The sequence below is a fragment of the Kordiimonas pumila genome (assembly GCF_015240255.1).
Classification (GTDB): Bacteria; Pseudomonadota; Alphaproteobacteria; order Sphingomonadales; family Kordiimonadaceae; genus Kordiimonas; species Kordiimonas pumila.
The window spans coordinates 3,267,031-3,284,939 of the sequence record NZ_CP061205.1 but is presented as its reverse complement, the minus strand read 5'-3'; the positions used below and the strand labels follow the sequence as shown (position 1 = coordinate 3,284,939).

The following is a 17,909-nucleotide window of genomic DNA, read 5'->3' as shown; positions in this document are numbered from 1 at the left end:
TTTTTGAAGGATTGTATGAATGGCAACTATGAACCGGCGGCATTTTCTTAAAAACTCTGTTTCAACACTGTGTGCAACGGCAGCTTTGGGCGCAATACCAAAAGCCGTATTCGCAGGTGATAAAACGTTGCTTGATGCTGATGCCGTGAAGCAAGCAGAGATGGTGCGCTCTGGCGAGGTATCAGCCCGTTATTTGGCAGAAGAAGCCATCGCTCGCATAAAGCGCCTGAATCCTTCTATTAATGCTGTGATAACACCTATGTTTGAGGCAGCACTTGACCGCGCGGACCATTTACCAACCGGCCCGTTTCAAGGAGTGCCATATCTTTTAAAAGACCTGATGGACTATAAAGGGGGGCGTACAGCTTTTGGATCCCGTATGATGATGGGGAATATATCAGCGGACACCCATGTATTTGCGGCAGCGGCTGAGCAAGCTGGGCTTAATATTTTTGGTAAAACCAATACACCAGAATTTGGTCTGCTGGGTACAACAGAACCACTAGCTTTTGGCCCGACAGCAAACCCTTGGAACCTGAAATATTCTGCTGGGGGGTCGTCAGGCGGGGCAGCGGCCGCCGTGGCAGCCGGCATGGTACCGGCAGCACAAGGCAGTGACGGTGGTGGTTCGGTTCGTATTCCCGCATCATGCTGCGGCCTGTTTGGTGTAAAAGTAAGCCGTCGGCGTAATGTGTGGCCGGGCAGGTTAGCCTTAAACGGCCTTGCAGTAAAAGGTCACCTTACCCGCACTGTTCGTGATAGCGCTGCTCTTTATGCTGTAACCGAATGGCAAGGGGCAGATGCGGCCTTGCCGCCTGTTGGCTTTGTAACAGGCCCTGCAAAAAAGCGACTTAAAATTGGCCTGCAATTAGCGAACCTTAAAGGCAATATGCCTGATGATGATGTAGCCTCAGCAATTACGGAAACAGCAGCCTTGTGCCGCCAGCTTGGGCATGCGGTGGAAGAGGTGGCCTTGCCTTTTGATACCAAGCTCTTTAGCCGGTATTTTACGGCGATGTGGTCGCGTGTGCCAGCCGGGCTTGTTGATAAGGCTGGTGCTGCAGCCCCTGAAGTGTTGGAGCCGTGGACACTGTATCTTGCTGATTATTTTAAAAATACGGGTGCAGATGATTTTAAGCCAGCGCTTGCTTTTATGGAGAGTGTACAGACCGAAATGGAAACCCTTTTTGGTCAGTATGATGTTATTTTATCGCCTGTTCTAACAAGTTCGCCCTTGCCGCTTGGGCAGCATGCCCCCACAAAGCCGGGTGACTACCTAATGGAAGATGTGATGAATTATGTGGGGTACACGCCTTTATATAACGGTAGCGGCCAACCGGCTATGTCTGTGCCGCTAAACTGGAATGAAAAGGGTTTGCCTATTGGCAGCCATTTTGGTGCGCGTCTTGGGGGTGAGCGCACCCTCTTTGAACTTGCATATGAGCTTGAGCAGGCAAAGCCTTGGAAACATAAATGGGCGCCAAACTCAGCTTATTACACATAAAGGTACTTTAAGAGATAAGAATTCCGGCAATTATGCTGGAATTCCGTCCTCCCTTATGTAGAGTTTGCATAAATGGGAGATACGACAGTGCACTATAACTTTCTTACATGTATAAAACTGGCTGGTTTAACGGCTGTTTTACTGCTTTCAGCCCCAGCGCGTGCTGATGATCCATCCTTTGTTGATACGCTTTCAGAAAAGGCAAAAAAAGAACGCGCTTATTTCGAACAGCCTAATGCCTATTTTATTGAAAAGCTTGAAGAGCCAGCGGTGGTGATAGATGGCCAAACCTTGCATCCCAAGCTACAGTATGAGTTTCAGGAACGGACAAAGTCGCGCAAGAAAAAAAACATCGATTATAACAAATGGCTGTTTGAAACCTTTGCCACGCCAGAAGGCAAAAAATGGCTTCTTGATGCTGCCGAAGAAAACTGGGTGAAGATGGCTGAAGATGTCGGCCCTATGGCAAAGACAGAAAATGTCACTATCACTGGCCCATACGGTGATCTGCGAGTGAAAGTTTACTGGCCTGAGAACCCAGATACCATGAAAGAGCCAAAGCCGGGCTTGCTCTATTTTCATGGCGGCGGCTTTTTAATGTCGACAATTGAATCTGTTGAACCCCAAGCCAAAATTCTGGCAAAAGAGGGCGACATGATTGTAATTTCGGTAAATTATAACCTGGCACCAGATTACCCTTTCCCTGCGGCGCACTTTGATGCCTTTACAGCTTATGAATGGGTTGTAGAGAATGCTAAAAAGCTTGGTATAAACCCAGGTCAAATTGGCGTTGCAGGTGATAGCGCGGGTGGTAACCTAGCTATTTCTATTGCTGATATGGAAGCTAAAACAGGCGGTCACAGGCCAAAAGCCCAGCTGTTATATTATCCTTTCACCGATGCCTATTATATGGAGTATCCATCATACGAATTGTTCGGCGATGGTTTTGGCCTTGATAAGCATTTCATGAAAACAGCAACAGAAATGTTTTTAAAACGCCCTGAAGATAAGGACCATCCATGGTTAAACCTTGTTCGTTCAGTGGACTTTGCCGAGCAACCTATAACGCTTGTTGCAACTGCGGGGTTTGATCCTATCCGCGATCAAGGCCGCGTGTTTGCTGATAAGCTGAAGGATGCAGGCATTAAGGTGGTGTATAAACACTATCCAAGCCTTAATCATGGTTTTCTGGAGGCATCCCACGCGATAGACGATGCGCGTACTGCCTGCTTTGAAACAGCCCGTCTAATGGGGCAGTTATTACGCGAATAATATATTCTGACGGAAACTGTAAAAGCCCGGTCCTTGTTTGGCCGGGCTTTTTTATGGGCTTAGTTTTGACGTGGGTCGAAATGGTCTCTGAAAGCATCACCCAGCCAGTTTATGCACAGTAATGTGCACACAATCAGCACACCGGGAAACACAGCGAGCCATGGTGCCATGTCCATAAACCGGCGGCTTTCAGCTAGAATACCGCCAAGGCTTGGATACGGTGGCGGCACACCAAGGCCCAAGAAACTAAGCGCGCTCTCAGATAGCAGGGCCTGAGCAAAAAAGCTGCTTGTCAGCACGGTAATAGCGCCGATGGTGTTAGGCAGAATATGCAGCAGAATAATTTTTAGATGGCTACGGCCCATCAGGCGTGCGGCCTCAACAAATTCGCTTTCCCTAAGGGATAACACAGCCCCCCTGATAACGCGGGTTACATTGGGTGTGTAGGCAATACCAAGCGCAACCACGAGGCCAGTTGTGCTGGCGCCGAACACGGAAATGAGGGCAAGAGCCAGCAGGATGCCAGGCATGGCGAGAAAGGCATCTGTTATGCCTGAAATCAGCCTGTCGGGTATGCCGCGAAAATAGCCTGCAACAGCGCCGAGTAGGGCACCTACTATGGTTGCGAACAGGACAGTGAAAAAGCTTACTTTAAGGCTAACAGCAATACCTACCATCATACGACTTAACAGGTCACGGCCAAAATGGTCTGTCCCAAATGGGTGTGTCGCAGAGGGCGCTAGCAAGCGGGCGTCTACATTTAGGGTTAGCGGGTCATAAGGTGTTATTAATACGCCCACTATTGAAAGGCTAATAATGCAGATCAGGCCAATAGCGCTAAAGCGGTATTTTTTTTGGCTTTTTATGGTGGATATCAGGCTCATTGCATTTTTACTCGTGGGTCAAGAAGCGGGTAGATAAGGTCGACAATCAGGTTAACAGCCATGTAAATCAGTACAATAAATAATAGCGTGCCCTGAATAACCGGATAATCGCGGGCATAAATGGCATCGACCAGTAGCCGGCCTAAGCCGGGTAGGCCAAAGATGGTTTCAATTACGGCTGTACCACTCAGGAGCGAACCAAAAATAAGCCCCAGCATGGTAATGGTAGGGGACAAGGCATTCTTGAGCGCATGTCGAATGATGATTGTTTTTTCAGGCAAGCCTTTCGCGCGGGCATAGGAGATATAATCCTGTGATAATACTTCAAGAGTGCTTGCGCGCATTAGCCTTGTGAGGATAGCGGTTTCCACAAATACAAGAGCAAGTACAGGCAAGCTAATATGGCGTGCCCATTCAAGCGGGTTATTGGTAAAGGGTACAAAACCCAGTGCGGGCATCCAGCCAAGGGTCGCTGCAAAGATAAGAATTAGTATCATACCTACCCAGAAGCTGGGCACAGATAGGAAAAAAGTGGCAGCGCCTGTAATGATGGTGTCAACTTGGGTATTCTGATAGCGAGCCGCATAAACACCGGCTGGAATGGAAATGCATCCTGCAATAAGAAATGCAATACTGACAATCTGCGCGGTAATCGCAAAATGTTTTATAATGGCATCGGTAACGGGCTGGTCGGTCATAAAGGATGTACCAAGGTTGCCAGCAGCAACATTTTCAAGCCATATCAGATACTGAACCGGCAGCGGCTTATTAAGGCCCATTTCTTCGCGGACACGCTCCAGTTCGGCGCTGTTCTCTATGTCACCCACTAGCACCGCTGCCGGGTCGCCGGGCACCATGCGGATAAGGGCAAATACAAAAACTGACAGGATTAATAAGGTCGGCAAGCTCGCGATCAGGCGTTTTAAGGCATACATCATTTTTGTGCCTCTCCTTCTTTACTGCGCCATACACCCCAAAGGCGAGGCCTGCCAAAGGGCCAAGGTTTATAACCCTCTATATCTGCGGCGGAAAGGTCAACAACGTGGTCGTTATAAAGGCCTATAACCGGCACCTGTTCAGCCATAAGCACATGCAGGCGAGTAAGAACATCCAGCATTTCAGGCCCCTCTTTGGCACTTTCTAGCTTTTCTAACAAGGTAAAGGCTTCCGGGTTGTCCCACTGCGCACTGGGGCGCTGGTCTTTGTGCCCTATAATGTTATCATATACCAAAGCGGGGTGGCTGCGGGCAGAATAACCAAACGAAGAAAGCTGGAAATCGCCCTTGAAAAAATTTGTAAGTTGGGTTGCCCAGTCAAACACATCAATTTTAACATTAAAGCCTGCGGCATTTAACATGGCTTGTATGGCGACAGCATTATCGAACATATAGCTGTACTTACGGTTTGCCTGAATGGTTAATACCTCGCCCTTATAGCCTGCTTCAGCGGCCAGTGCCCTTGCTTTCTCGGGGTTATACTCTGGCCAGACATCAGGCATCAAGGCACGGTAGGGTGACAGGCTTTGTACTGCGGAGCTATTTGGCGGTGCATAGCCAAAGCTTGTAAAGGTGCTGAGCATATCCTGCGAAATAGCATGGGCTAAAGCCCGCCGCATTCGCACATCAGATAAAAGCGGATCTTGTGTCTGGATAAGAAGGTTAGTCCAATCGAACGTATTCTGATGATATACTTTTACATCTTTCTGATGCTCTGCTCGTCGTTCAACTTCTTTTGCTGCGCTAAGAGGCAGGGCATACACCAAATCTATATTGCCAGCATATACGGACGACTTGCCCGCAATTCGGTCGGGTACGATCTGAAAAATAATGCGGTCAAAGTAAGATTTCTTCTCGCCAGTTAAGCCGCTCTCAGGGTCGGTTCTGCTGCTATAGTCTGAAAACCGGGAAAGGGACACATATTGGCCGCGCACCCATTTTTCCAGCGTGTAGGGGCCTGTGCCAATAGGTGCAACCCAAGCGCCGTTTTCATCAACACTGTCAGGGTGCAAGATCGCAGCAAGGCACTGAAAACTGGACATGCGGTTTAGAAACAGAGAACTGGCCTTGTTCAGGTAAAAACTGACACTGTATGGGCCATTCGCAACAATTTTTTCAATTTTTAAGCCATTGGGCGCGTTGCCGTTAAAGTCACTAAGACACCTAAAACCTGTTTCTGGTGCCAGCAGCCTTTCCCATGACCATAAAACGTCGGCGCTGGTCATTTCTGACCCGTTATGAAACTTTACACCTTTTCTTAGGGTAAAGTCATAGCGTTTGCCGTCTTCGCTTTCGGTTACTGTTTCAGCCAGCATAGGGGCGGGCTGCAAGCTCTCATTAAAAGCGACAAGACCTTCTGCCACATGATAGAGAACAGTATCTGTATTACCGTCGCGTTTAACACCAGGGTTTGTGCTACGAATATCTGAGTTAATGGCAACCTTTATATCGCCGCCGTAAACAGGATCTGAGGCGTGGCTCGGGTTACAGGTAACCGATAACAATACAGCACTTACGGTCAGGAAGCGTAATAATCTGGTTTGTGTTTTTAAACAGCGCACGCCTGCATATCCCTTTAAGTATTTTCTGCTACTATTTTACGGGCGCGCTTTTTAGGCCTGCGTTGTAGCCACATAACAATACCTGTAACGGCGAGGCCACAAAGAAGTATTCCAAGAATACTGAGAATTAATACCCGGAAGGGGCCGTATATCTGGCCTGAATGTACGGGCAGGAACCAGCCCATAAACAGGTCACCGGCGAGTTCTTCGCTGGCATTTTCCAGTTCCATTAATGTACCACTGTAGCGGTCAACACCTGCTATATGGTGTGCCCTTGGGTTTAAGGGCTTGCTGGCATGCAGCACGGCGCCGAGCATGCGATCGCCCATAAACCGTAGCTGTGTGATAGTACCGTCGTCAAAGTGGTCAGCGATCATATCTTTACTGGTTTGCCAAGGCGTTAGGGTTTCTGGGCGCTCGATTTCTTCAAATTCAATGTTCAAAGGGGGGCCAACAGGGGCAAAGATGTTGACGATAGGAGCAACAAGTGGCTCTGCGATAATAAGGGACCCTGCAACAGCCAGAATGATCATGAACGGGGCTGTAACAACTGCAGGAACAACATGAATATCCCGTACTGTGCGTTTTATGCCTTTATCAAAAGTTATTCTAAGGGCACGGGCAAAGCGGTTTTTCTTTGGCCACCAGAGAATAAGCCCGCTAACAGCCATAAAGGTTAGAAGTATTCCTTCCACTAAAAGAATAAAATGTCCTGTGGTGCCGGCCAGTAAGGAAACATGAATACGTTCAGAGAACTGTGCAGGATACTGCCAGACCATGCCGTGGGAAATTGGCCTGCCTGTTTCCCTGTCTAAATACACAATAGCAAGCCAAAAACCATCGTTTGGTGTCATTCTTACAATTAGCGGTACATCTTGTGCCAAGGGGTAAATAATGCGTTCTAAACTATAATCGGGATACAGCGCTTTCACAGCCTCAAGCGTTGTGTCTAGACTTATAGGGCTATTGTCAGTGTTATGAATAGCTGTCCCAAACGACCAAGGTGTCAGTGTATCTTTGTTCGTCATTATAAAGCCTGTTGCGCCTTGCAGGAAAAACAGGATGAAAAGGCAAATACCTGACCATTTGTGGATTGAAAATAAAGTTTTATTCATGACAGCAGCAATTCCTAAGTAGACAATACCTAATGGTTAAGACGAACAAAATGGTCTTTTACCAGACAGTAAAAAACAGCAGCCGCACAGCACCCATACCACTTTAGCCTGCGTATATGATTTTGCCAAAAGGGTTTACAAAAAGCAGTACCCGGCTATATCAGCTACAAACTATTCATAAAAAATGTAGGAGCCTTGCCGTGAAATCATTTATCCCTGAAAAAAGAACTCTTATGGGCCCCGGCCCGTCCGATGTGTCTGCCCGCGTTTTGGGGGCCATGGCGCGTCCAACACTGGGCCATTTAGACCCTGATTTTCAGCGGATGATGGAAGAAGTAAAAGAAGGCCTCAAAGACCTGTTTCAAACGAAGAATCGGCTTACTTTCCCTGTGTCTGCCCCTGGTTCCGCTGGTATGGAAACATGCTTTCTTAATTTGGTTGAAGAAGGCGACACAGTTATTGTTGTGCGCAATGGTGTTTTCGGTGACCGCATGCGCGAAAATGTTGTTAGGGCGGGCGGCATCGCTGTGCTGGTGGATGTTGAATGGGGTAAAGCGCCAGATGTGGCTGTCATCGAGACTGTACTTAATGCCAACCCTGAGGCAAAAATCGTAGCATTTGTACATGCAGAAACGTCGACCGGCGCTTTGGCAGATGCTGCTGCTATTTGCGCACTTGCACAGAAGCATAACTGCCTGACCATTATGGATGCTGTTACCAGCCTTGGTGGTGTGCCTGTGCTTATTGATGAATGGGGCGTTGATGCGGTTTATTCTGGGTCACAAAAATGCCTTTCCTGTACGCCGGGCTTGTCGCCAGTAAGCTTGTCAGAAAAAGCACTAGATAAAATAAAAGCCCGCAAAACACCTGTACGCAGCTGGTTTCTGGATCTTAGCCTTGTTATGAATTATTGGAACGGTGAAGGAGGGCGCAGCTACCACCACACGGCACCGGTGAATGCGCTTTACGGGCTACACGAATCCCTTGTTATCTTGTTTGAAGAAGGGCTGGGTAGTGCAATCGCTCGCCACAAGCATATGCATGAAGCACTTGTTGCAGGCCTTGAAAGTATGGGTCTGAAATTTCTGGTTGATAAAAGCTGCCGCCTACCACAACTAAACGCTGTTGTGGTGCCAGAAGGTGTTGATGAGGCCTCTGTCCGCGCGCATTTACTTAAGGCGCACAGCCTTGAAATTGGCGCAGGTCTTGGCCCAATGGCGGGCAATGTATGGCGTATTGGCCTTATGGGAGCCAGTGCACGGCGCGAGAATGTGGAGCTGTGTATCACAGCGCTTGCCGATGCGCTTAACCGCCACCAGTATAAAACAGATGTTACTGGCGCCCTGAAAGCGGCTCATCAGGTGCTGGATGCTTAAGTAAGGTATTGTCGTCATGCAAAAATTCGCTGCACTAAGCCACGAGATACAGGCGTGCACTTTGTGCAGCGAGCACTTACCCCATACGCCTCGCCCGGTTTTTCAGTCTAGCCCAGCATCAAAAATATTGATCGCAGGGCAAGCCCCCGGTCGTAAGGTGCATGAAACAGGCATCCCTTTTGATGATGCAAGCGGCGAACGTTTGCGCAGCTGGATGGGTATTGGCCTTGATGATTTTTATAACCCTGAAAAAGTAGCGATCCTGCCGATGGGCTTTTGTTTTCCGGGTACAGGTAAGTCGGGGGATCTGCCACCAAGGCAGGAGTGTGCGCCTAAGTGGCGGCAAAAAATGCTAAACAATATGCCTGATATAGGCCTTACCCTTGTTATTGGTCAATATGCTCTGGCATGGCATTTAGGCGAAAGATCGAAAGCAAGCCTAACAGAAACAGTACGTAACTGGCGGTGCTATGGCAGCAAAAATATAATGCCACTGCCACACCCAAGCCCCAGAAATAATATTTGGCTCGCAAAAAACCCTTGGTTTACAGACGAAGTTTTGCCGGTGCTTAAACAAAAAGTTTCACACAGTTTGGCATAATATCTTGTAAGCTGAGTATTCAGTTTTTTTAACTGTTGCATTGAGGTTTTGCAGTTTAGGTTAGCAGTATGCACTTATGCTACATCAGCAGGAAAATTTATGGTTCCCCCAAGTTATACCGATTCAAAAACAGATGAGAAAGAAAATCACTGGCAAACTGTTAAAAGCTTAGCTCCGTATTTGTGGGTGAAAGGCCGGTGGGACCTGCGCATTCGTGTATTGCTTGCTATGGCATTGTTGGTTCTATCTAAAGTGATTGGGGTTTATGTACCATTCCTGTTTAAAGATGCGGTTGATATTTTAACCAGTGGCACCAAGCCTGATATGGCGGTTATTGTGGCTGCTGTGCCAACGGGGCTTATTATTGGCTATGGGATAGCCCGGGTCATGACGTTGGTTTTCGGCGAACTGCGCGACGCTGTTTTTGTGAAGGTTGGTCAGCATGCCTTGAGGCAGATTGCCCTGAGTACCTTTCGGCACTTACATCAGCTTTCCCTCAAGTTCCATATGGAGCGCAAAACCGGTGGCCTAAGCCGGGTTATTGAACGCGGCACTCGCGGCATAGATTTTTTACTACGTTTCATGCTGTTTAATATCTTGCCAACACTTCTGGAAATAGTGCTGATCACTGGTATTTTTTGGCGTAATTTTGGTTTTTATTATGCGCTTATCACGTTTGTTGCCTTGGTGAGTTATATATACTTTACAGTTGCTGTTACGGATTGGCGGCTTAAATTTCGGCGCGAAATGAACGCGCAGGATACAAAAGCCAATACCAAAGCAATTGATAGCTTACTTAATTTTGAAACGGTTAAGTATTTCACAAACGAAGAGCACGAAAGCAGGCGCTATGATGAGGCGCTTGAACGGTACGAATCTGCTTCGGTTAAAAGTCAGGTTTCCCTTACCCTTTTAAATGTGGGGCAGGGTATTATTATTTCACTTGGTCTTGTAGTTGTTTTGTATATGGCAGCACAAGGTGTGGTGGATGGCCGCTTTACTATTGGTGAATTTGTGCTGGTAAATAGCCTGCTTATCCAAATTTACATGCCTTTAAATTTTCTGGGTTTTGTGTACCGCGAAATTAAACAGTCGCTTACAGACATGGAAAAAATGTTTGATGTTATTAAAACCAACCCGGATGTGAAAGATGAGCTGAATGCCGAACCGCTTAAAATCAAAGGTGGAACTGTATCTTTCAAGGATGTGAGTTTTCATTACAATCCGGCGCGGCAAATCCTGAAAGGGATTAGCTTTGAAGTGCCAGCTGGCACCACCACGGCTATTGTCGGTGCAAGCGGCGCTGGGAAATCAACCATCTCGCGTATCCTGTTCCGCTTTTACGATATAACCGGGGGCAGTGTAGAGATAGATGGCCAAAATATAGCCGCTGTTACGCAGCAAAGTATTAGGTCACATGTGGGGGTTGTGCCGCAAGATACAGTGCTTTTTAACGATAATATCCGCTATAATATTCGCTATGGTCGCCCTGATGCAACAGATGCTGAAGTTGAAGAAGCGGCGCGCTTGGCGCAAATTCATGATTTTATTCTGGGCCTGCCTGAAGGTTATGAAACGGAAGTCGGGGAGCGTGGGCTTAAGCTTTCTGGCGGTGAAAAACAGCGCGTGGCAATTGCACGAACAATTTTGAAAAACCCTGAAATTCTCTTGCTTGATGAAGCAACATCCGCACTTGATAGCCATACAGAGCGCGGGATTCAAAAGGCTTTGGAACAAATATCAAAAGGCCGTACAACACTCGTGATTGCACACCGACTGTCAACAGTGGTGAACGCAAACGAGATTTTAGTACTTGATAAAGGTGCTATTATTGAGCACGGCACCCATGATGTTTTGCTGGAAAAAGGCGGGGCTTACCACGCAATGTGGCATAGGCAGCAGCAGGCAACGGAAGCCGCCGAAAAGCTGGAAGAGTTAACTGAAGAGGAAAAGGCAGAAGCTTTTGTAAAGCTTTAGACGGTTTGCTCTTTTGCTGTAGTTTTTTGTTTTTCTGCTTGCTGTGCGGCTTTTGCTTCGCGCCACAGGCGAACCAGCGCATGGCGCAGGTTTTTGCGGGTCGAGCGCAGGTAGGGTTCATTATCAGCCAGTTCAGCAATTAATTTCCGCCGTGCGGCACCAAGGTTATGGTAGGGCATGGACGGAAATAGATGGTGCGTTGCATGAAAGCGTAAGCCCACTGGTGCCCACATAGGCGTAATGAGCGCATTACCTGGCACATCAATGGAATCGTAAAATTCTTGTGCACGGCTCATACGGTTGTCTCCGGGGTTTTTATAAGCATGGGCGACCAGTGTGCGCACCGCATTGAGCATAAATATTAAAACAGTTACAGCATACCAAACACCCAGAAAGGCAAGGGGCACCAAGCCAAAATAAACAGCGGCAAGCAAAGCAACGCCGTAAAAAAATGCACCCCATTCCTGCAATAGCCACGTGCGGTCATTCTGCTTTGTCGCCTCTGGCCGCTTGTAAGCAAGGTCAACTGTAAGCGACGACACGTGCCGCCATACAAGGGCCCGAAGTTTGGGATGCAGGTATGAAAGCGGTGTTAGCACAATGAAACGGAAGGCAAAAACCAAGGGTGGTACCAGCGAAATGATCAAGTATAGCGGTAGTTTCCAAGGGCTTTCAATGCCAATTGGTAAATATTCGCCGTCTTCATGAGTGCCATATATTTGCGGCTTATGGTGGTCAATGTGCACGCCTGCATAGGTAAACGATGGGACCATAAGAGGAATGCCACATGTCACATTCCAGACAAATCTAAACAGTTTGAAACTATCACGCTTTAGGTGCGACAGCTCGTGGATGAAAATAACCGCGCGGTACAGGGCTATGGTCGCAACAACAACGGCAACAATCTGTAGTACAGACAGAAGTGGACTGAAGGTAGCAATGGCAACAGCAGACCAGCCAATTATATTAGAGGCAAGAAAATCGGCCCAGTAAACCAAAGGGTTAGGGGCTTGCAGATCTTTTACAATTCTACGCGCTTCCCTTAGTGGGAAGTCTTCAATCAAGTCTGTTGTGGGCATCAACTGCTCCGGTCTGTCGTTTCCAGCCATGCTTTATTAAGGCATTTATCGGTGTTTATATTTGCGTTTGGTCAATTATGCCAGTTGCTTAAGCCAGAACATAAGGGCAAAAACGGGGCATTCAATGATTTTGAGCCCGTTTTTATTGCTTGTTAGCCAGATTTCTGCGGGCTGTTGCCAGAAGGGCAACATATTTTTTATAATATTCTTCCTGGATAGTCTCACAGAATACTTTGCTTGTTTCATCGGCTTTTGCGACCTTTTCGTCCAGTAAAGCTACTCGGTAGCCATATTCAAAAGCGTATAGGTCGCTGGACATATCATCAAGATAGGCTTGCTGATCTTCTTTTGAGAGTGGATCAAGCAAGCCAAACTCAGGCTCGTCATAGTGAGCGGGAATAGCTGCTTGTAGGTTTATGTTTGCCTGCCGGACGATCAGGTCCATGCTAATGTGCAGTTCATGCCGTTTGCAAACATTCAGGTAGGCGTGGAACTCTGCAGCTTCGTTAATATAATTATATAGTTGTTGGTTCGTTTTCCTGAATTTTAGCCAGTATGTGAGCGAAATGTTTTTCAGGTCATTTAGGTTTTTAGGGATAGGAATACCACCCCGTGCATCAAGAGGGCTAGGGCGCTTTCTTTCTGTAGCATCGCTTTGTGCATGCACTGGCCCCCATATAGTGAAAAGGCATAAAAGGCAGAGTATCAAGCGCGTCGGTTTCATGGTTGTCCTCATTGAGAGTGCTGCACATGCAGGTTGCATGATCTGCTTCATGATTTTATGGTATAGATATATTTTATGCAAACATAAGGTTATAATACGTGATTACTGCATTTCTATTTGCGGCGCTTATGCTCTTTCCTGAGGAGGATACGTGCACAACAACAGAAACAACAATCAGCGGTAATTCCATGCAGGGCCTGCTCTGGGACAAGCAGAACATTACGGTTTACAGTTTTGGCTGTGACACACCTTCGCGCTATGATTATATTCTTTTCACACACCCTGAAACACCAAACGCTGTGGTAAAACAACTATGGGGCCTGCCGGGCGATATACTGAGGGTGGAAGATGACGGGCATTTTTATATTAACGATGTGATGGTAATGACCCCCTTTTCGAAGCCCTACCTTTTATTAGGGGCCTATAAAACTCGTTTTAAAGAAATTGAAGGCATCCTCGACGGTTATATGCTTTTAGGCCACCCCGGCAGCCTTGATAGTGCCCGTGTGGGGCTTCTCCCTGAAAGTAGCTTTCTGGGTTATGTAAAAAAAGCTGAACCGTATGACGGGCATTAGGTGGTAGCTCCAATTACAGCAACAATGCCGATGATAAATAAGGCAATAAGACCAATTTTCCGGTAGGTGGCACTGCCATATTTTTTAAACAGGAATGACCCAAGTTTATCGCCTGCTAGTAATGCAGGTAGGGAAAGCGCTGTTAGTATAAGCTCTCTGGTACCGATAAGGCCTTCGTACGTAAATCCAAGCGTTGCAAATGCTGCTGAAAACAAAAAGAAAACCATTAGAAAAGCTCGGCTTTTGCTGGCTTCAGGGAACACAGCCATGGCATAAATAATGGCAGGTGGGCCGGGTATGGCAATAGCGCCGTTTAAAACACCAGAAAGCAGCCCTGCGCCCCATGCATTTGGGCCGCCTTCTTTCCGTGCTTCGTGGGGTTTAAACTTTGCGAGCAAAAGGCAGGCGAGCATAACGGTGATGCCAAGCACCAAGCGGAAGGTATCGGCTGAAATAAGGGTTAAAACATAAACGCCGATCATGGTCCCCACTGCCGAGAAAACAAGCATAACCCCAATGGGCTTTAGTGATGCAAGCCCCCAATAGCTGCGGATGGTAGCAACAGAGACAATAAGGGTAAGCAAGGTTACTAGGCTAACACTTGTGCCCGGCAGGAAAAACAGGCTTAAAACCGGCAAGGCGGCAAGCGCAAAACCAAAGCCGGTAAAGGCCCTTAGGATAGCTGCAAAAAAGATGGCGATGGTCATGCCTGCAATAGCACCTATGCTGAAGTCAGCCAGTATTTGGTTCATATATGTCCTTATGCAGCGTGCTTGCCGAGCCTGACCAGTCGGCCGGGAAGAGCGCCTGTTAACATGTCATTTTCAATAACAGGCGTACCATTCACAATTACAGCCCGGTAGCCTTTTGCATCTTGTAGTAACCGTTGGCCGCCTGCTGGCAGGTCTTGCACCATGCGCGGCGCATATAGGCGCAGTGCAGCATGATCAATCACATTAATATTGGCCTTTTTACCTACCTCAAGCCGCCCCCGGTCATGAAAGCCAATATAGTCAGCAACGTCGGCTGTCAGCATTTGAACGGCTCTAGCAAGAGGTATTTCTCCGGTTTTTCTGTCTCTTGCCCAATAGGAAAGCAGGTAGGTTGGGAAGCTGGCATCACAAATGGTGCCTACATGGGCCCCGCCGTCTGTCAGGCCCATAAGTGATAGCGGGTGCTGCATCATTTCAGACACAGCGTCATAGTTCATGTTGGTATAGTTATAGATGGGGAAATAGATAAATTCACGCCCGTCTTTTTCGAGCAAAATATCATAGATTTTCTCAAGCGGGCTTATACCTTCACGTTCTGCCATCTTGTAAATAGAATGCTCTATTGGTTGTTCATAGTCAGGGTTTTCGCCGAGTTTGAACATTTTGCAGGATACAAAAGCAATCTGCGCCAATAAAAGATCTGCAAGTGGCGGGATAGGTGTACCGTCGCCTGCCACCTTTTCTGATGTTTCAGAGAGCAGTCGGGCCTTGAAGGTCGCATCTTTCATAATGTTAACCCGCTCGGTAAGGGACAGGTGGGCAATTTTCTTGTAACTGGGAAAGCCTATAAAGGGGTGAAATGTGCATTGCAGCCCTAAAATAACACCAATGCCGCGCGGTGCTACCTGTAGGCGCATATTAATGCCTTTATCAGTTGCTTTTTCTGCCCGGGCGATAATTTTTTGCCACTGTTTTGGGGCAAAGTCCCGCTGCATTAAGGAAAGCGAAAAAGGCTTGCCGCCTGCTGCGCTGGCAAAAGCTTCGAGAAGATCAAACTCTCTGTCAAAAGCCTCAGGGTCACCGCGCTCAAGGTCAAAATCATTTACGGCTTGCAGAACGCCGTGATCAAGCCCTTTTAAGGCCTCGGCAATGCCCGCAAGCTCCTGCTTGCCAGCTTCAGAGGATGGCGTCCACTGGCCGTCAGCACTTCTATGTACATCTGACCGGCCCGTTGAAAAGCCAACCGCGCCAGCCTCTAAGGCTTCGCGGGTCAGTTTTTGCATGGCGGCGATATCTGCGTCTGTGGCGGGTTCATTATAAACAGCCCTGTCACCCATCACATAAACCCGCAACGGGTCGTGTACAATCTGTGCTGCAAAATCAATTGTATGGGGGAAATCAATCGCATTCATATAATCGGGAAAGCTTTCCCAGTTCCATGTAAGGCCTTCAGTAAGTGCTGTGCCGGGAATATCCTCCACACCTTCCATAAGGCGGACCAGTTTGGCGTGGTCTGCTTTTCTTACGGGCGCAAAGCCAACGCCGCAACTGCCCATCACCGCAGTTGTTACGCCGTGATTAACACTAGGTTGCAGGTTTGCATCCCACGACACCTGCCCGTCATAGTGGGTGTGAATATCTACAAAACCGGGGGTAACTATCATGCCCTTTGCATCAATAAGCTTATGTGCTGCTGCATCTATTGATGTTTCAATTGTGGTTATAATACCGTTTTTAATGCCGATATCGGCTCTATAAGGTGCGGCGCCGTTGCCATCATAAAGGGTGCCGCCTTGGACTATCAGATCATATGTCATCATTTTCCCCTTCCCGTACTAAAACACTATCAGCAAGCTGTAATGGCTTGGCAAGAGTAAAGCTTGGATATAAGGGCAGGGATTGAAATTCGTTTTTATATAGACGAAGCTGTGTTCAGTTTGACAAAACTCAAGAAATTAATGCTAGTAAAAAAGAAACTATCAGGGGCGATAAAAATATGATGCGGGAATTAGGGATGAAAATACGGTGGGTTAGCATGTGCTGTGCCCTCATAGCCTGTGTTTCAGGTTTGGCTGTGGCAGAGGAAACTACCCCTAAAATGGCCGACACCATTGTAACCGCTAAATATGTAATAACCATGGATGAAGGTAACAGTGTTTTAAAAGACGGTGCTGTTGCCATCTCAAACGGTGTTATTATGGCAGTGGGCCTGCGGGATGAAATTCTCAAATCATATGATGCTGCTGAAATAATTGATGATGACAATATGGCCCTGTTGCCGGGGCTTATTAACGGCCATACACACTCTGCTATGGTTTTATTCCGTGGGCTTGCGGATGACCTTGATTTAATGACATGGTTGCAAAATTATATTTTCCCCGCAGAAGGTCGCTATGTTGATGAAGACCTGATCAGGGCAGGGGCATCCCTTGCTTGCTACGAGATGATCAGAGGTGGCACGACCACTTTTGTGGATATGTATTTTTACCCGGATGTTATTGCAAGCGTTGTTGAAGAATGTGGTCTTAGGGCAATTATTGCTGCCCCAATGATAGATTACCCAAGCCCGGGCTTTACAGGCTGGGATGACAGCTTTCAGGCGGGCGTTGATTTTGCAAGGCGTTGGCATGGTAAAAATAGCCGTATAAGCCCTGCTCTTGCCCCGCATGCGCCCTATACTGTTTCGTTTGATCATTTGAAGGCAGCGTTCACTGCGGCACGAGAGCTTGATGTACCCATCTCTATTCACTTGGCAGAGGATAAGGCCGAGGTGAGCACCATATCAGAGCAGTATGGTACAACATCGGTGCAGCTTTTATCCCGCGTTGGTATGTTGAACCAGCCAACGATTGCCGCTCATGTTGTGTGGCCCACACCAACAGATATTGCCATGTTAGCGCGCTCACAGGTGGGGGTTATTCATAATCCTACATCAAACCTGAAAACCGCTGCTGGGGTTTCCCCTGTGCCACAAATGCTGAAAGCCGGTGTTAAGGTTGGTTTGGGTACCGACGGTGCCGCATCGAATAACGACTTGGATATGTGGGAAGAAATACGGCTTGCCGCCCTTATCCATAAAGGGGTTAACCTTGATCCAACATTAATGCCTGCCATTGATGCTTTAGGCCTTGCGACTAGCGGCGGGGCAAAGGCGATAGACAAAGCAGACACCATTGGCAGCATAAAAGTAGGAATGCAGGCTGATATGATACAGGTATCGCTTGATAGCCCGCGCCTAAGCCCACTTTATGATGTTGTTTCTCATTTGGTGTATGCGGCAACATCACAGGATGTGGTTACAACCATTGTAGATGGACAAGTGTTAATGCGGCACGGCGTTGTTAAAACACTGGATGCAGAAAAAGTGAAGGCCGATGTTGAAGTGATTGCAGAAAAAATACGCGCTGGCCAAAGTGCAGTTTCTTCCCCTACCCCCTTGAGCGGCGACGGCGCTGCACCAGAATATAACTCTAATTTGAACTAATAATTTACCTGGATTTAAGCCTCCTTTGATAAGCCCTATATAGGGCTT

Annotated in this window: 15 protein-coding genes; 7 read left to right on the top strand and 8 right to left on the bottom strand. The window is 47.6% G+C overall.

The window, feature by feature from the left end:
- The first annotated feature begins 19 nt into the window (after nt 1-19).
- Nucleotides 20-1,504 carry an amidase family protein gene (locus ICL80_RS14520; RefSeq protein ID WP_228073577.1) on the top strand — a complete coding sequence of 495 codons (1,485 nt, stop codon included), beginning with the start codon at nt 20-22 and terminating at the stop codon, nt 1,502-1,504.
- An 87-nt stretch (nt 1,505-1,591) separates the two neighbouring features.
- Nucleotides 1,592-2,776, top strand: coding sequence for an alpha/beta hydrolase (locus ICL80_RS14515; protein ID WP_194213454.1), 1,185 nt, complete (start codon nt 1,592-1,594; stop codon nt 2,774-2,776).
- Between the two features lie 59 nt (nt 2,777-2,835).
- Here ICL80_RS14515 and ICL80_RS14510 read toward each other — a convergent pair whose 3' ends face one another.
- Genes ICL80_RS14510 through ICL80_RS14495 form a run of 4 tightly spaced genes read right to left on the bottom strand, consistent with a single transcriptional unit; the run spans nt 2,836 to nt 7,332 of the window.
- Entirely contained in the window at nt 2,836-3,660 is an 825-nt protein-coding gene (locus ICL80_RS14510) for an ABC transporter permease (RefSeq protein ID WP_194213453.1), read from the bottom strand.
- The gene (locus tag ICL80_RS14505) at nt 3,657-4,598 is read right to left on the bottom strand and encodes an ABC transporter permease (RefSeq protein WP_194213452.1); all 942 of its coding nucleotides are present in this window, start codon (nt 4,596-4,598) and stop codon (nt 3,657-3,659) included. The genes ICL80_RS14510 and ICL80_RS14505 overlap by 4 nt, the downstream gene beginning before the upstream one ends.
- Entirely contained in the window at nt 4,595-6,217 is a 1,623-nt protein-coding gene (locus tag ICL80_RS14500; protein ID WP_194213451.1) for an ABC transporter substrate-binding protein, read from the bottom strand. Before ICL80_RS14500 ends, ICL80_RS14505 begins: the two co-directional genes overlap by 4 nt.
- A 14-nt stretch (nt 6,218-6,231) precedes the next feature.
- Nucleotides 6,232-7,332 (bottom strand): PepSY-associated TM helix domain-containing protein, encoded by a 1,101-nt coding sequence (locus tag ICL80_RS14495; protein ID WP_194213450.1) that lies wholly within the window; start codon nt 7,330-7,332, stop codon nt 6,232-6,234.
- A 233-nt stretch (nt 7,333-7,565) separates the two neighbouring features.
- Between ICL80_RS14495 and ICL80_RS14490 the strand changes: the two genes are divergently transcribed.
- The 3 genes from ICL80_RS14490 (at nt 7,566) to ICL80_RS14480 (ending at nt 11,286) form a co-directional block, all read left to right on the top strand.
- Entirely contained in the window at nt 7,566-8,708 is a 1,143-nt protein-coding gene (locus ICL80_RS14490; RefSeq protein WP_194215893.1) for a pyridoxal-phosphate-dependent aminotransferase family protein, read from the top strand.
- Between the two features lie 16 nt (nt 8,709-8,724).
- Entirely contained in the window at nt 8,725-9,309 is a 585-nt protein-coding gene (locus ICL80_RS14485; protein ID WP_194213449.1) for a uracil-DNA glycosylase family protein, read from the top strand.
- 99 nt (nt 9,310-9,408) lie between these two features.
- Entirely contained in the window at nt 9,409-11,286 is a 1,878-nt protein-coding gene (locus ICL80_RS14480; protein ID WP_194213448.1) for an ABCB family ABC transporter ATP-binding protein/permease, read from the top strand.
- On the opposite strand, the gene ICL80_RS14475 is transcribed toward ICL80_RS14480, so the two are convergent.
- Together ICL80_RS14475 and ICL80_RS14470 are read right to left on the bottom strand one after the other, a co-directional pair.
- Nucleotides 11,283-12,365 carry a fatty acid desaturase family protein gene (locus ICL80_RS14475; protein ID WP_194213447.1) on the bottom strand — a complete coding sequence of 361 codons (1,083 nt, stop codon included), beginning with the start codon at nt 12,363-12,365 and terminating at the stop codon, nt 11,283-11,285. The two genes, ICL80_RS14480 and ICL80_RS14475, sit on opposite strands and share 4 nt — an antisense overlap.
- A gap of 142 nt (nt 12,366-12,507) precedes the next feature.
- A complete protein-coding gene (locus tag ICL80_RS14470) occupies nt 12,508-13,089 on the bottom strand; it encodes a hypothetical protein (RefSeq protein WP_194213446.1) in 582 nt (193 codons plus the stop codon).
- Nucleotides 13,090-13,187: 98 nt separating this feature from the next.
- On the opposite strand from ICL80_RS14470, the gene lepB reads away from it, so the two are divergent.
- The gene (gene lepB, locus ICL80_RS14465) at nt 13,188-13,664 is read left to right on the top strand and encodes a signal peptidase I (protein WP_194213445.1); all 477 of its coding nucleotides are present in this window, start codon (nt 13,188-13,190) and stop codon (nt 13,662-13,664) included.
- On the opposite strand, the gene ICL80_RS14460 is transcribed toward lepB, so the two are convergent.
- Both ICL80_RS14460 and ICL80_RS14455 read right to left on the bottom strand, forming a co-directional pair.
- Nucleotides 13,661-14,416: a sulfite exporter TauE/SafE family protein gene (locus ICL80_RS14460; RefSeq protein ID WP_194213444.1), complete on the bottom strand. Its 756-nt coding sequence runs from the start codon at nt 14,414-14,416 to the stop codon at nt 13,661-13,663. The genes lepB and ICL80_RS14460 overlap by 4 nt on opposite strands.
- An 8-nt stretch (nt 14,417-14,424) precedes the next feature.
- Nucleotides 14,425-16,194, bottom strand: a complete 1,770-nt coding sequence (locus ICL80_RS14455; RefSeq protein WP_194215892.1) for an N-acyl-D-amino-acid deacylase family protein — start codon at nt 16,192-16,194, stop codon at nt 14,425-14,427.
- A 197-nt stretch (nt 16,195-16,391) separates the two neighbouring features.
- Here ICL80_RS14455 and ICL80_RS14450 point away from each other — a divergent pair, with 197 nt between their 5' ends.
- Nucleotides 16,392-17,861: an amidohydrolase family protein gene (locus ICL80_RS14450; protein WP_228073563.1), complete on the top strand. Its 1,470-nt coding sequence runs from the start codon at nt 16,392-16,394 to the stop codon at nt 17,859-17,861.
- Nucleotides 17,862-17,909: the final 48 nt, after the last annotated feature.